The 15,584-nt window shown below is 39.7% G+C and carries 15 protein-coding genes; 12 read left to right on the forward strand and 3 right to left on the reverse strand.

Translation table 11 applies throughout. The features are described 5' to 3' along the window. Nucleotides 1-28 precede the first annotated feature (28 nt). On the forward strand, nucleotides 29-469 hold the full coding sequence (locus Q0954_RS13580; protein WP_299457699.1) for a hypothetical protein: 441 nt from the start codon (nucleotides 29-31) through the stop codon (nucleotides 467-469). 23 nt (nucleotides 470-492) lie between these two features. Beyond that, nucleotides 493-933 (forward strand): hypothetical protein, encoded by a 441-nt coding sequence (locus Q0954_RS13585; protein WP_299457701.1) that lies wholly within the window; start codon nucleotides 493-495, stop codon nucleotides 931-933. 13 nt (nucleotides 934-946) lie between these two features. Here Q0954_RS13585 and Q0954_RS13590 read toward each other — a convergent pair whose 3' ends face one another. From Q0954_RS13590 to Q0954_RS13600, 3 genes are all read right to left on the reverse strand, one after another. Continuing rightward, a complete protein-coding gene (locus Q0954_RS13590; protein ID WP_299457703.1) occupies nucleotides 947-1,723 on the reverse strand; it encodes an ion transporter in 777 nt (258 codons plus the stop codon). Between the two features lie 118 nt (nucleotides 1,724-1,841). After that, a complete protein-coding gene (locus Q0954_RS13595; RefSeq protein WP_299457705.1) occupies nucleotides 1,842-4,058 on the reverse strand; it encodes a response regulator in 2,217 nt (738 codons plus the stop codon). Nucleotides 4,059-4,065: 7 nt separating this feature from the next. Beyond that, on the reverse strand, nucleotides 4,066-6,594 hold the full coding sequence (locus Q0954_RS13600; protein ID WP_299457706.1) for an ATP-binding protein: 2,529 nt from the start codon (nucleotides 6,592-6,594) through the stop codon (nucleotides 4,066-4,068). A gap of 60 nt (nucleotides 6,595-6,654) precedes the next feature. Between Q0954_RS13600 and Q0954_RS13605 the strand changes: the two genes are divergently transcribed. From Q0954_RS13605 to Q0954_RS13650, 10 genes are all read left to right on the forward strand, one after another. Continuing rightward, a complete protein-coding gene (locus tag Q0954_RS13605) occupies nucleotides 6,655-7,080 on the forward strand; it encodes a hypothetical protein (protein WP_299457708.1) in 426 nt (141 codons plus the stop codon). After that, nucleotides 7,070-8,203: a hypothetical protein gene (locus Q0954_RS13610; RefSeq protein ID WP_299457710.1), complete on the forward strand. Its 1,134-nt coding sequence runs from the start codon at nucleotides 7,070-7,072 to the stop codon at nucleotides 8,201-8,203. The genes Q0954_RS13605 and Q0954_RS13610 overlap by 11 nt, the downstream gene beginning before the upstream one ends. A gap of 170 nt (nucleotides 8,204-8,373) precedes the next feature. Next, complete coding sequence (locus tag Q0954_RS13615; protein ID WP_299457712.1) at nucleotides 8,374-9,258, forward strand: OmpA family protein; 885 nt, start codon at nucleotides 8,374-8,376, stop codon at nucleotides 9,256-9,258. 372 nt (nucleotides 9,259-9,630) lie between these two features. After that, complete coding sequence (locus Q0954_RS13620; protein ID WP_299457714.1) at nucleotides 9,631-10,809, forward strand: hypothetical protein; 1,179 nt, start codon at nucleotides 9,631-9,633, stop codon at nucleotides 10,807-10,809. 204 nt (nucleotides 10,810-11,013) lie between these two features. After that, on the forward strand, nucleotides 11,014-11,427 hold the full coding sequence (locus Q0954_RS13625) for a hypothetical protein (RefSeq protein WP_299457715.1): 414 nt from the start codon (nucleotides 11,014-11,016) through the stop codon (nucleotides 11,425-11,427). 359 nt (nucleotides 11,428-11,786) lie between these two features. Continuing rightward, the gene (locus Q0954_RS13630; RefSeq protein WP_299457716.1) at nucleotides 11,787-12,215 is read left to right on the forward strand and encodes a hypothetical protein; all 429 of its coding nucleotides are present in this window, start codon (nucleotides 11,787-11,789) and stop codon (nucleotides 12,213-12,215) included. A 6-nt stretch (nucleotides 12,216-12,221) separates the two neighbouring features. Beyond that, the gene (locus Q0954_RS13635) at nucleotides 12,222-12,623 is read left to right on the forward strand and encodes a hypothetical protein (protein WP_299457717.1); all 402 of its coding nucleotides are present in this window, start codon (nucleotides 12,222-12,224) and stop codon (nucleotides 12,621-12,623) included. 70 nt (nucleotides 12,624-12,693) lie between these two features. Then, nucleotides 12,694-13,560, forward strand: a complete 867-nt coding sequence (locus tag Q0954_RS13640) for a prohibitin family protein (RefSeq protein ID WP_299457719.1) — start codon at nucleotides 12,694-12,696, stop codon at nucleotides 13,558-13,560. A 100-nt stretch (nucleotides 13,561-13,660) separates the two neighbouring features. Next, entirely contained in the window at nucleotides 13,661-14,371 is a 711-nt protein-coding gene (locus tag Q0954_RS13645; protein ID WP_299457720.1) for a hypothetical protein, read from the forward strand. Between the two features lie 113 nt (nucleotides 14,372-14,484). After that, nucleotides 14,485-15,366, forward strand: coding sequence for a radical SAM protein (locus Q0954_RS13650; protein WP_299457721.1), 882 nt, complete (start codon nucleotides 14,485-14,487; stop codon nucleotides 15,364-15,366). The last annotated feature ends 218 nt before the right edge of the window (nucleotides 15,367-15,584 follow it).

The raw sequence follows: 15,584 nt of genomic DNA on the forward strand, positions 1-15,584 counted from the left end.
TATTTTATTTTACACTAACCTTAAAATTATGCAAATACATACCATTTACTCTGATCAATATATGGATACATATTACAATGATGATTTGCAACTCATAGAAATATATTGGAAAGATACCACTGAAAATATGACAGAAGCTGAGTACCGGATGTTATTATTAGATACTTTGGATAACTTAGAAAAAGGAATAGAAGAAAACAGCTGGAAGTGCTCTAAGATCTTGGCAGATAATAGGTCTTTTTTATTCACGATGTCTCCTAGATTACAAGAATGGCAAGCCAAGTATGTGTTTGCTAAATTACTGGGTTTGGGTTTGCAAAAATCAGCCATAATTATGAGTCAGGAGTTTATTTCACAGTTTTCTATAGAACAAACCCTTGAAGAAAATACCAACATCAATGAAAATAACAGATACTTTGATAATATACAAGAAGCCAAAGACTGGCTAAGTTTGGAAAAAGTAGCTTGAATATTTGATAATATTTAAACCTTATGAAAATACATACTTTATACTCTGATCAATACGCAACATCATACTACAACCCAGATTTATTGCTTTTAGAAACTTACTGGAAAAAGCCTACCGAAGATATGACCAATGCAAATTATCAAATGGTGCTTTTAGATACATTGGATGAATTAGAAAGAGGCATACAACAACATGGGTGGAGATTTGATAAGATGATAGCTGATAACCGTCAGTTTCTATTTATAATGTCTCCTAGATTACAAGAATGGCAAACCAAATACATTTTTAATAAACTTCTGGGGTATGGATTAAAAAAAACAGCCATTGTTATGAGCAAAGCATTCACAAGTCAATTCTCGATTGAGCAAACTTTTGAAGAAAGCCCTGAAACTAACGAAATCACCAAATATTTTGATGACATACAAGAAGCCAGAAATTGGATAGTTTCAGAAAAAGTAACTTAACTCCCTATCAATCTTACTCCTTTCGCTCCTCAAGTTTCTTGATCAAAAAGTCCAGCTTTCGCTCTACCCTTTTCATTCGTTCTTCGAGTTCTTCGCTTTCGTTGCTGATCATTTCTTCTACAAAAATGGCATTGACAATAGAAAAGCCAAAAATGCCCCCGGTAAGCACAATTAACATAAAATAAACGCGGGTAGCCACTCCCATCCAGGCAGCTCCATTTTTGGCTATAGCATCGGGTATATCATACCAGCCCTCCATTGTAAATATTTTGAATATAATATAAAACGACTCAAAACCATTGGTGAAGTATTTGGGTGCCATTTCCCGAAAGAGATAATAGGTAAACAAAGAGACAATGATGTTGTAAAAAAAGAACCCTAACAACACAAATAACGAAGCTTTGAGGGCACGTCCTACCCCTATGAGTAAGTCTTGCAGATGGGGAATAAATTGCAAAAAGCGAAAAAACTTTGCCACCCTAAATGCTCTAAGCACCAGCAAAAAAGTAAAGTCGGGAATGGGCAAAAATAAGATAAGCAATGACGGAGTAGTGACCAATACAATCAAAAAATCGAGTTTGTTCCAATTAGAACTGATATAGCCCCTCCACGAATATTGCTTGATTTTTACAACTGCCTCTATCAAAAAGAACAGGGTACAGCTCAGGTCAATGTATTCAAAAATGACAAACTCTGCCTTGAGGCTGTTAAAAGACAACAAAAACAACACAAGTATATTGATTTGCAGCGCAATAAAGATGACTCGATCATTGGTGAATATTCGGGACATTTTCACTTTGATGTTAGGGAACAATGGTAATTATCAACGTTTATTTGTACAACCTTATTTGCCTGAAATAAACGCTGGGCAAATAAGAAGGAGAGTCAGCGACTGTCAGTAATATCCACTACCCAGGTATTGCTACTAACTCATATACCTGCCAATCGCCCCTACGGTTAGTTCTGATTTTGCCCACGTGCTCGCAGTCTACCTGATCGTGCACTAGTCGGTAAGTATTCTGAAGCAAGTGTATAGGAATGTCCAGATTACGTTTTAAGTGGTGGGTAGTCTGAATAATGTCGCTCCAGATGTCATAAGCAAAACGCTTGTGATGAGTGTCTCCGGCTACTACATCGGTGGTATTGATACCCAAATACATTTTTTTTATCAAGTTGTTTACCTCTTGCGAGTCAGCCTCATAATTGAGTGCCATCTGGCGAATATCAAGGCTTGCCCTAAGCAAAGGCATTGGGTCGCCAGTACCCAAAGTTCGGTGAGCACAGGCATACATATTATTTTTGGTACGTACCCGTTCCAACCCATATTGCTGCACCATATCATTGATTGCTTTAAAAAACACTTCAAGCTCATTGATCAGGCGACTACGGTCAGTTTTAAGCACTGTGTTCATCAAATCTTCAAAACCCAGGTACAAAATGCTCACACTTGGGTGATAATTTACATGTACATAATCTGCTTCTTCCAGATCGCGGGCAATTTCTTCGGGCAAGATGTACTGCATCAACGATGAAGTATGCAGTCGGGCGGCTTCCTTTTCCAGTAGCTTCGAAAAACTCTCTCCTTGTATACTCAAGGGAGCCGCATCTGTCATTACTGTTTGCAACGATTCTTGTATTTTTGCTGGAATAGCCGAGTTGGTACGTCTTGCCGCCTTTTCTTCCATTTCTATCAATTTAAGGTGGGCTTGCTTGTGGGTAAGCTCTTCTTCTAGCTTGCTTAGTTGGGCTTTTGTCGCCAACACCGATTTTTGCAAGTGCGCCAAGTCGTTGCCTTTTTCGCGGGCTTTGGTATTTTCCATCAACAGCTGGTCGCGATTGTTTAAAAAGTCTTCTCTTTCCTGCTCAAAACGTTCTTTTGCCTTCAACAACTGCTGCCTTGCCTGCTCTAACTGGTCTCGCTCCATTTGCAAAGCATTGGGGGTAAGGTCAGCTGTACTATTCGGTGTTTCTTCTGAGTGGTTCTTTACTATTTCTGCCTCCTGTTTTTCATTGATTGGCCTGTGCACTATCGGGGTATTCGCTGACGCAACTACGTTTTTAGCCGACTGGGTGTCCTCTTCATTCTTGGTGGTCAAAGCCTTTGTTGGTACTTGTTGCAATGCTTGCGAAGCAGTTTTGAGCAACGTCTCTTCTTGCGCTACTTTGTCTTTTGCAACCTTTAGAGCTTGTTGTTGTTGTTGCAAACGTTGTTGTTCAGCTTGTACTGTTTCTTTTTCTTGCTTCAGACTGTTTTTTTCTTGTTGCAAGGTAGCTCTTGCCTCTTCCAGCGCCTTACTTTGGGTGTCTAATCGTTGTTGCTGCTGTTGAGTATCCTTTAACGCCCTCTCTCTCTCCTTAAAAAGAGTTTCTTTAGCTTTGGCAAACATCTGTTTTTCGTTCAATAGGACTTCTTTATCTTGCAACAACTCTTCTTGTGCTTTTTGTAGCTCTCCGGCCTTTTGCTGCAGACTCTCCTGAGTTTCTTCAATTTTGCCCTTAGTAGCCTCTATCGAATTTTGGTTTTGATGTATTTGCTTTTTTTGGGTTTCCAATTGGGCTTTGGTTTCCGACAAGCGCGTTTTTTCTTGCTCAATCTCCTCCTTTAGGCGCTTTTGTTCTTCCAGTACAGCATTTTTCTTACTTTCCACCTTTTGCTTCTCCTGAGCAATACGTGCTTCCTCTTTGAGCATTTTTTGGCGGGCTGTTTCCAAGGCATCTTCTTCAGCTAATTTTTGCTCTTTAGCCTGCTTGTGTCCAGCTATAGCCTGTACAATACATTGAATCAACAAAGTACGCTCGATGGGTTTAGGTACAAACGCCGATATATGAGTAGTAATTATTTCATTGATTGTTTGGGTGCGGGCAGGGTGGCTTGAGATCACAATGGGCACCTCACGGGTAGACTCTTGTTGTTGTAAATAATGGTATACCTCCAGTTCTGACGCTATAGAAGTTTCCCAGTCTAACAACACTACATCTAAAGATTTTTTACGGATAATTCGCTGCACCATTTGCGCATTAGTGGCGTTCATTACATTGTATTTACCTTCATCTTCTAAATAGTCAAAAATGGTATGCAAACTTTTAAAATCCTGATTTACAACCAGCACATTGTATTTTTCCATGGGTACGCTATAGTTGGGTCAACTTTGTATAACTTTCTTCATCTAAATACAATATCGCCTGCTCCAAAGCCTTCTTCCACTTGGTCAAATTGCTATTTCCTTGAGGGTCAATTCTATTCAATACTGCCTTAAGAGCACTTGTTTCGTAATACTCTAACTGGGCAAACTCTTCCATAAAAGGCCGCATGATTTCCTTTTCTTCTTCGGTAAACTCCAGCGAATCAATGTCTATCTCTACTACTTCAGGTGAACTGTCTTTTACCCCTAGCAAATCGCTGTAATCTACATCTTCGAGCGACTTGGCATCTAACAAAGTAAACGTGACATGCAAACCTTCATCAGCTGGCAACACCTCTACTTTGCCACCATGAGCTTCAATCATTTTTTTGTTAAATGCCCATGACGACCCGGCAGGGCGTGCCACTTCGGGTGGAAAATTGTCAAATACCCGATGTAATTTGTCTTCGGGCACTGCCACCCCATTGTCACGAAAGGTCACCTCCAGCACATCTTTATCTTCACGGGTTACAGGTTGAGCGTTTAACGACACCTTGCCTCCTTCTGGTGTATATTTGAGGGCATTGGCAAAAAAGTTTAAAAATATACGCTCTACAATTTCATAGTCAAAGGCAGCATAAAAGAAAGGTTTGATCTGGTTGTCTACCTCAATGCCTTGAGCCGTTACCAGGTCTGCAACCTTGTCAAGCGCACTACGCGACACTTTGTAAATAGAATGATTTTCTTTATGTAAAATAATAGTGGCATCATCAGCTACCTGCACCTGGTCTACGTTGTCGAGCAAGTTCATTATCTGTACTCCCGACTGATACACCATTGCCCGGTTTAGATTTTCGTTTGCGTCAGGTTTGAGCAAATCAACCACCGTACGAGTAGGTGGGGCAATGTCTTCTTTTAATATTTTGTTTAAGCCTTCTTTTTCTTTGCTTACTTCCTCTAGTTGTATTTTGGTAGTGTTCAATTCTTCGGTTTGTCTGAGCAAAGCCGATTTTTGCTCATTAATCTCTCTCCGTTGTGAGTTGATCTGATTCACCGATTTATTTTTATGCAACTCTATTTCTTTGGCTGCTTTTTTCTTGATCTGACGTTTGCGCAACAACAAGAACAACACTAACAGTAAAGCAACAATCGCCAAACCAATCAACCACCACAAGCGACGGTTTTTCTCTGCTTCTATTTCATCTTTTTCCTGACTAAGGGTAGTAATCGTTTCTGCCTTATCAGTGGTATCTTTTTTAAGCAAGCTAATAATTTTGTCTTTACGTAATAAACGAATAGAATCTTCTTGATTGATTAACTCTGCCCGTTTTTTAGCCGCTTCGAGTATGCCAATGCGCTTGCTTTTTACCAGATTGTCTACCAACAAACGACGCTTTTCTATTTCCAGCAAACGTACCCGCTGGCTTTCAGGCATAGGATTGTTATTATTATTGTTACCAGCGCTTTTGGTAATGTACTTGGGTACATATACTGTTTTTATTTTAGTATTCTTTGGGTTATTTTTTACGGCTTCCAGCCTTGCCTTGTATGCCTTGTACAGCTTGCGATATTCACGGGCTTCTTTTAGTTTACCTTGGTCTTGTTTGTCTTCAGCAAGTGTACCATAACTGTCTACAATCCCCTCTAGGGCTCCTGCCATGCGCTGTCCATCAAATTGATCGTTGTAATCTTTGGCAACCACAAAAGCCTGAAAAAAGTACTCAAGCGCCTTCTCGTCATTTTTTTTGTATTGTTGATATACCCGTCCTATATTTTGTAGGGTTTCGGTCAATGCTACCTTATCTCCAATTTTGTCTCTGGTTTTTAGTTCTTGCTCATAATATTTCAGCGCCTCATCATATTTCTGTTTCTTTTTTTGGTAATCACCCATAATGCGGTAAATATCCCCTTTTTGCTGGAGTCCTCCTGTAGAGTCCAACGGAGTGTCTACTGCTTTTTGGTATTGTTGTAGGGCTTTGTCATCTCCCTGACTGGCATAATAATCTCCTTCGTTTTGGTAGGCAGCCATAATGCCTCGACTATAGTTGGCATCTTGGGCAGTCTGAAGGGCTTTTTTGAGGTAGTCAGGGGCTTTGTCAGGGGTATCTTCTATGGCCACACTTGCCAAACCATTGAGCGCGTCGGCTTCTCCTGCTTTGTTGTTTAGTTTTGTATAGTTGCTCAATGCCTGCTGCAAAAACACAGGCGCACGATTAAAGTTTTTAAGCCGATAATAAGCATTGCCCATATTTTTTTGACTACGGGCTATAGCCAGAGTATCTTTCATTTTTTGAGCAAGCACCAAAGCTTCACGGGCATAGTTCAACGCTTTTACTCCGTTGGTATACTGAGTGTCTTCCGACAATTGATTCAATACTTTAACCTTCGCTGTATCAGCCGTTATTGTGGGCAAAGCATTTTGGTTAGCAACAATTCTATAAGATCGGTTTTGCTGGGCAAAGCTGTTGGTAGTGGTACTACATAACAAAACTCCCAGATTTGCCCAAAAACACAAAAAACATATCCATCCTGAACGCATAATCCCTGTTATTATTTTCTAATTTTGTATTGGCAACGCAATCTAGCTTCAAAGTAAATAATGAATTTTAAAAATACTACCATCTGGACAATGTTTTTTTGTATGTGCATACCTTTTATAATGCTCAACAACTTATATCCTTTTTGGCGCTTTGGAATGTTTGCCGAACCTGTAAAAACTCAGGTGCAAACCGAGCAATTCAGGGTATACTGCAAAGATGCCCAAGGCAAAACTCATTATTTTTCTCCACAAAGCATTGGTTTCGACAAAAACCAGTTTCTATACATTGCACGAAATTACTATTACAAAAGTCAGACTGTTTTTTTTCTGAAAGCGCTTTCATCTATATATTTTAGGCAAAGCCCCAGACTAGAGTTCAAAACCTGGCAATTGTACAAGATAGTAGTCATCAAAAAACTGAACAACCTACGCCAGGTAAGCAAAGATAGTAGCCTGGTAGAAACTTATACACCTGATGCACTATAACAAAACGCCCTTGTACATCTATTGGGTCGTTGCCCTCCTATTGAGCACTTTATTGCTTGCTTACTGGCTAGAGTGGCGTCATTGGGTAACCCTTGCCTACCAACAACAAGCCCCTGACTGGTTCCAAACGCTGATACAGCGTATTTACCCCAGATTTGGGGTAGAGAAGCAACGTTTTCCCCTAGAGTTTTTCATTGACAAAGCCGATCAGGTAGTGGGGCGGTTTGCCTTCATAAGCCTGGGGAGTTTAAGTTTTATATACTTATATCAATACAAGGTTGGCTTGCGCCAAAAAATTCAGCACTACTGGAACCGCCCCACCACGGCGTATAATGCACAAAGGCAACTACAGGTTTTTGCGGGTGTACTGTTTTTGTTTACCTGGGACTGGTACAGTTACTTGAGTGGACTTGGCAATGCCACTGCTTTTTATACCCCTACCTTCCCTTATCGTTTGCTCCACTTACCCTTCCCGTCTCCTTTTTGGTTGCTAGTGTTGTATATATGCTTCTTGGTTGCCAACTTTGCGCTTTTGTGTAAATTTCGGGTAGTTTGGGCAAGTATTGTGAGCGTGACTTTGTTTGTTTTACTACAAGGGTATATGTATTGTTTTCACAAAATAGATCATACGTATGCTACACTCACCCAAGTGGCTTTGCTTGTGCCTATACTTGCCTGGCACTACCAAAAAGGACAACTACAGCCCCAAAAACAAGTAGCTGCCTGGGCTTGGCGTCTGATGCAGTTCAGCATTGCTTTTACCTACTTTCAGGCAGGGCTAGAAAAACTACTCATTGGTGGTATCAACTGGGCATCTCCCCATAGTTTTCGCAGTTATTTGTACCTACACCCTACCAAACCCGGTACCTGGGTTGCTACCAGTGATTTTTGGTGTACTGTATTGCCATTGGCAGCCATGTTGTTTCAGTTGGGGTTTATCACCATTATTTTTTATCCCAAGCTTAAGCGGGTATTTTTGCCAGCTGGTGTTCTTTTTCATTTAGGCACGTTTTTGTTATTCGGCATTGGGTGGTATTATTCGCCTTGGATGTTGGTCTATTTGTTTTTTATAGACTGGGAGAGTATTCGTTTCAGACAACTACCTAAAAGCACCAAGTTGTAGGATCTTTGACGAAAAAAAATAAGCACTGTTTACCCAACAAGTTTGAACTGTTAATAATTAATAGCCTTTATTGGGTTTCGTCGCATAAACCCATCCGCCTTTTATAACTATGCATTAAAAATGACTATATTTAACTTCTGAGTTACATTAATGACCCTGATAGAAACATTATGCCTAAAAAAATAAGTGCTGTTACCCGTTTTTGTATAGCTGTTTTACTTATGGTGAGTTGCCGTTCTGCTTACTTTACCCGCTATCAACAAAAAACACTGGATAAGTATGTCTGGAAAACCAAGCAACATTTATCTAAAACTGCTCAGCTCAAACTACTGGTAGACCGCAGGATTAAACTCAACCCACATAGTGTAGCCAAAAACTTTTACCCGGTACTGGATAATGTAAGTAAAAAACTAAGCAAAATTCATCACAAGTTGCGGTGTCAGATTGCCAGCAATCAGGCAATGCCCCGCTATGAAATAAGGAAAATAAAACGTGCACTACACAGCACTCATCAGCTACTTAACAAAACCAACCAACATATTCTCAATGGCACTGAACATGTACTAAAGTCTGATGTGTTGTTTGAGGTAGGCAGTGCTCAACTCAGGGCAGCTGGGGTAGTATCACTTAACCAGTTTGCCCAATATTTCAAACACAAAGTATTGAGTGTTTATCGTGCACAAATGCAAGTAAAACTCAATATTACGGGTTATGCCGACGAACAAGGATTTGTGAGAGGGGAAAGCGACCAACAACGTAAAGAAAAAAACCGTTTGCTATCGCTCAATCGCGCCACAGCCATCAAACAATACCTGTCAATAGTTTTAAATCAAAAGTTTGCCAACGCCGATAAGGAAGTAATGCTTGACGTAAACGCAGAAGGCAAAGGAGAACAACTGCCCCCTAAATTACGCAATCCTCAACAAAACGACCACCGCCGGCGGGTATGTACAGTGTCGAGTTATACCATACTGAAGACAGGTGCTCAATTACCCATTATTCAAAGGAATATCCCAAAACGAATACTCACCAACCCTTCTCCTATCAAAGACTAATACTTAGTAAGTATTGACCAAGTACTATTAAAAAAGAACCCAAGGCTTAAAGAAACTGTATTGAACTATCGACCATCGATTGTGAACTTTTAACTACGGCTCTTATAAGTCACTAAAGATCAACGTCATACAAAAGTGTAGATACCTGTGGAACAGGGTATACCCAGAACCTTGAACCTAGTGGAGGCTATGCACCGATTCATTGGTACTTCCACTTCGTTACAGCCGACATCCCGTTTACGGGGAACCTTGTCAGCGCTATGGACTAAATCACCTATCTCATCAAAATCTCTTCGCTCTTAATTTCTTTAGTCTAAAGAATTATTATCTTTCGCCTTTTCAAATCATAATATACATTGAGCCTGAATACGAATGAGATTGTTAGAAGTAAAAAACGATAAAAGACTAGCAAAGGAGTTTATGCAACTTCCTGTAAGATTGTATAAAAATGACAAAAACTGGATTCGCCCTATAGACAAAGAAGTAGCAGCAGTATTTGACCCTAGTGAAAACCCTTATTTTAACCATGGAAAATGCATACGCTGGATTTTGCAAGATAATGCAGGTAAGACCATAGGAAGGGTAGCAGCTTTTGTAAATACACAAACCTCTGATAAGGGAACCAAACAAGCTACTGGTGGAATGGGTTTTTTTGAGTGCATAGACAATCAAGAGGCGGCTTTTAAGTTGTTTGATGCTTGTAAAGAATGGAATCAAGCCCAAGGAATGGAAGCCATAGATGGCCCAATTAATTTTGGAAACCGCGAAAAATTTTGGGGCTTGCTTACTGAAGGTTATATGCCTCAGAATTATGGCATGAACTACCACTTCCCTTATTACAAACCTTTTTTCGAAGCGTATGGGTTTAAAGATTATTTCCAACAATTTACCTTTGGCAGGATTATAGGCACCCAGGCTGACTTTCCAGCACGGCTAGTAAGACTTGCCGATAGAATTATCTCACAAGAAGAGTACACGTTTAAGCCATTGGTTAAAAAACACCTGGATAAATATACTGATGATCTCAGGGAAATTTATAATCAAGCCTGGGCAAACCACACTGGCGTAGACAAAATGGACAAAGAACGCGCCAGGGCTACAGTGGCACAAATGAAACCCATTCTAGAGGAAGAGTTGATCATGTTTGCTTATCACAACGATCGCCCTATTGGTATGTTTGTCATGGTGCCTGAGGTCAATCACATTTTTAAGTATGTCAATGGAAAGCTCAACCTTTTGGGCAAACTTAAGTTTTTGTATTACAAAAACCGTGGAGTTTGTGATACAGCACTAGGCTTGGTATTTGGGGTGGTGCCCGATTTTCAAGGAAAAGGGGTAGAAACTGCGCTGGCGGTATCTTGGGGAAGGTATGCAGGTTGGTTGCCTAACTATAAGTACAAAAATCTTGAACTAAACTGGATCGGAGATTTTAACCCTACAATGATAAAAATGTGTCGCTTGTTTGGTTTTAAAATTATAAAAAAACACACGACTTACAGGTTATTGTTTGACGAAAACGCGGTCTTTGAGAGGGCACCTGTTATGAAGTAGCTTCCTTGCCTAACAAACGCTTTTTGGTAGCATTTATTTGCCTCAATAGATGCTACCTATTCCCCTTTTTGTAATCATTACCCTTGCTAGGAATAATGGCTTATTGAGATAAAATTGATAATTCCTTAACGTAATGAATCAACTAATTTCTTAACTAAACGTTAGTTTTGTATATGGTTAACCACAACACCATTTGCTGACACCATGTATAACTTTCAAAAAATATATTCAAGTAGCTTCAATACCGTTTATTTCGATGCCAAACATTCACTCTTAAAAATGGTAGCATTGCCCGAAACCACTCTCCAACAAGAGGCAGTTTATAAAAAAGAGCTGACCCATGTGATCAAAACTGTAGAAAAGTATTCACCCGACTATTGGCTCTTCAATAACGCCCAAAATAAATTCAAGATTTCGTCTGACCTCCAAACCTGGCAACAAGAACAGTTACTCAAACTTTTTAAAAAAATAAATGTAAGTAAAAGTGCTACGGTCATCAGTGCTGAGCTTATCTTTCAATCAGCCCAGCAAACCCCACTTATTCCCTCTCAGTATTTCACCAACGAAGAAGATGCCTTGCAATGGTTGGTGGGCTCGGTAAAAGAAACGATCAGTTAGGGAGTTTGCAATAAATAGTCTCCCAGGTTTTGGTGAATGGTTTTGATCAAAGACCAGGCGCATTTTAAGGGCATAGCAGCGCTACGGCCGCAACATGCAGCGAAGTATTTGGACAAAAAAATCGCCAGAAATGGGTAGCTTATTTTTTGTATGCTCCCTTAATGCATAGTTCCTCCTTATTGCAGACCCACACATTGCCGCATCCTAAAAAACAGGCAGAAAAAAACTTATTCAACTGTAATAAACTGTCTGCTTTGGCTACCAATGTTACATAACCGTTTGGGCAAGCAAACCGTATAACCTTTTATATTGCCATAAGCTCAAAACAATTGTACTCAAATAGACTTTAATATAGGTAGATGATCAAACTACTAAAATACATAAGATACCTGCTCATTGCAGCCCTGCTTACCTTATTTACTCAAATAGGAGGACTTATCTATTTATTACTCCTGCCAATAGTACCCCTACTCACACGCTCTTTTAGTACCCTTTGGAAAAAACACCTCTTAAACATAGGTATACACTTTGTTAGTTATTTAGTCACCATCTTATTGGTCTTACCTCCAGTTGCCCGGTATTTTGGCAGGGTACCCTTGCCTATCAACAGCCACGCAGGTATCAAGCCTTTAAACACTTTTACCTGGTTATGCAACAGGCACTATGTGCGTCCACAACTATTACAAACATTACACAATGTAAGCCAGCAACTACGCAAACAATACCCCACTACAGTGATTGCCTATATGGATGCTAACTTTCCTTTTAAAAAGGGATATCCGCTTTGACCACACTTGAGTCATAATGACGGAAAAAAAATAGACCTTGCTTTTTTGTATAAAGGTGCCACTACCCAAAAACATCTACCGCAAACTGCCAAAAGCCTGATAGGGTATGGGGGTTGCGAAACACCCCGAAAGGGAGAGTATAATGTGGCGAAAATATGCGCTCAACAAGGTTTTTGGCAGTACAATATTCTACAGAGAATATACCCCAAATGGCTTCAAAAGAATATTGACATTGATGTGCCACGAACGCGTAAAATGGTGCAATTATTCGCGTTTCAACCACAAGTACAAGTAATGTATCTGGAACCCTACTTAAAAAACCGTTGGAGGGTAAATTATACCAAAATTGGTTTTCATGGCTGTCACTCGGTACGACACGATGACCATTTGCACTTAAGTGTCTATTAAAAATAGGTCATTTATGCTTAAAATTGATTAATATTATATAAATCTGTAAACAACACTAAACCTATACAACATGAGTAAATCTGGTAAAACAAACGCTGCAGCTTCAGCATTGAAAAGCAATGGATTAAAAGTAGCCATAGGAGTACTGGTATTATTTATAATATTCAGCCTTTTTTCGGTGGTTAAAACGGTGCCTTCCGGCTATGTGGGAGTAGTTACTCACTTTGGTGCAGTACAAAAACACATTTTGGGTGAGGGCATTCATACTGTCATGCCGTTTCGAACGAAAGTAGTAAACCTAAATGTACGAATCCAAAAAATAGAAGCAAATGCGACAGCATCGTCTAAGGACTTACAAACAGTGACTTCTAAAGTTGCCCTTAACTTTTATTTGTCTAAAGAAAAAGCCAACGTGATTTACCAAGACCTGGGCATGGACTACCAACACACCATTATTCAACCTACTGTGCAAGAATCTATCAAATCTGCCACAGCACGCTACAACGCCGAACAACTCATCACGTCGCGCCCTAAGGTAAAACAAGATGTGTTTACTTATATTAAAAAACGTTTGGCAAAAAGCAATATCATTGTCACTGATTTTTCTATTGTAGATTTTAAGTTTTCGCCCAACTTTAACGATGCCATTGAGAAAAAACAAATTGCCGAACAACGCGCCTTGACAGCTAAAAATGACCTGAACCGGATTAAAACTGAAGCAGAGCAAGCCAAGGCTAAAGCCAAAGGGGAAGCCGACGCACAAATAGAAATTGCCAAGGCTCAGGCAAGGTCTCAGGAACTATTGCGTGAATCGGTAAGTGACCAATTGATTCAACTAAAAGCTATAGAAAAATGGAATGGAGTACTGCCAGTATCAATGGGAGAAAAAGGCAGCGGAGGCTTTTTTGATATTACTGCTGTGGGTAAAAGAAGATAAAATTTAAATCGGCACTGAAAGACCATCATATTTATTAAATTAAAGCAGCAAGAGGGACTCTTTTGCTGCTTTTTTATTTTATCAAAAATCAAACAATCTTATGAACTATCTTAACACTTTGACATTGTGTGTCTTACTTGCTGTTTGTGCAAGTTGTGGAGGCACTAAAGAAAGTGGAAACACTGAAAACACAGATACTACCTCTAGCAACACCACAAGCAACACTACCTCAAACAATGAAGGTAACCAACAAAGTAATGATACTACAAGCACTCAGGTAGACCCTTCCTCTACGGAATACACAGGAGGCGATGAGCCCAATGGCTTTACTGCGGACGAGGTATTACTTGCCCCTGAGCTTTACAAATACATGCAAGCCAATATGAAAGGCTGGGCGCTAATCACTCGTGAAAAATGGTTGAGTAATGATGCCAAGAAAGTAGTAGATCCAGGTGATACCGCCATTATATATGAAAAGGATATTGTAGTAAAGGGAGATTTTAATGGTGATGGTAAAGAAGACTGTGCTGGTTTTTTTATAAACACAGCCAACGAAGCGAGTTTGATGGTATTTCATAAAACTGATGATGGCTATGAGACAATCAAAGTATCAGACGAAGGTAAAATAGAGGGCAAAGCAAGTTTAGGGCGAGGGCTTAGGTTACAACCTCCAGGTAAAATAGAGATGTATGACCCCAGTGAATCTTTTGTCCTCAAAAACGAGTCATTTGTTTATATGACTTATGGTAAATCAGATAATATAATCTCTTATAAGGAGGGTAAATATATAAAAGCATTTACTAGAGATTAGTCCATAACACTTCGCTTAAAGATAAGTGATCATTCTTTATGATTGGGCTTTGATAATGTGCCAACAGACAATTATTTTTGTAAACAGTTTGTACACTCAAAAAATGTTCTCAAATGCAACAAAACCTTTTTCCTAAATCTTCGCCCAATACTCCTAGTCAAAACCCACAAAAAAAAACCAGCATAGGACAAGCAAATGTGGCTTATGCCGATGCCTCCTCTATATTGACTCCCACCAAAGGTTTTTTGTCTAGCTACGACTACAGCCTCAACCCTTATTCGGGTTGCTCGTTTGGCTGCAATTATTGCTATGCGGCCTTTTTTGCTACTACCCAACAAAACCGCGACAATTGGGGCTATTGGATCAAGGTAAAAGACAATGCTTTGCAATTACTTACCAAGTGGCGTAAAAAACCCTTAATTGACAAAGTAATCTACCTAAGCAGTGTTACTGACCCCTACCAACCAGTGGAGCGTTCGCTAAAATTGACCCGCCAGTTGCTACAAGAGTTGCTCGATTACCATCAAGTTACGCTTCTTATCCAAACCCGGAGCCCACTGGTAACGCGCGATATAGATTTGTTACAGAAGTTTGACAAGGCGCAGGTCAACATGACAATTACCACAGATGATGAAGCAGTAAGAAAAGCATTTGAGCCTTTGTGTCCTTCTAACAAAACTCGCTTAAAAGCGATTGCAGAAGTACACCAAGCGGGGGTTGAGAGTTGTATTAGCCTGACTCCCCTATTACCAGTAGCCAATGCCCACGCTTTTGCTCAACAAATGGCAAATACAGGAATCACCAAATACATTGCACAAAATTTTCATATGGGCAAAGGCAAGTTTGTGGCCAATACCCGTGAAGATGCACTTAAAATGATGGAAAAGATGGGTTGGAATGATCAGAAGTACCGGGATACCATTAAAATACTTAAGAAGTACCTGCCTGAGCTCAGCGAGGGTAAAGATGGTTTTTCGGCAAAAAAGGTGGGATAAATTAACGAAATACCGCACTCATTACGAAATAACGTAGAAAAACCCTCACTTTTAGCCTCTCTCATTTTTATGAAATTGAAAAAATAAAATTTTATTTCACTGATTATCAATTACTTATAAAATAATTTTCAGGCTAAAAAGCTTTTGGTCTTTGGTTTGAATATATATTAATCAAAGATATTTAATAAGCTTTGTGGTTAGGAAAGAAAAACGAGATT

Source organism: uncultured Microscilla sp., assembly GCF_947493425.1.
In the GTDB taxonomy this organism is placed as follows: domain Bacteria; phylum Bacteroidota; class Bacteroidia; order Cytophagales; family Microscillaceae; genus Microscilla.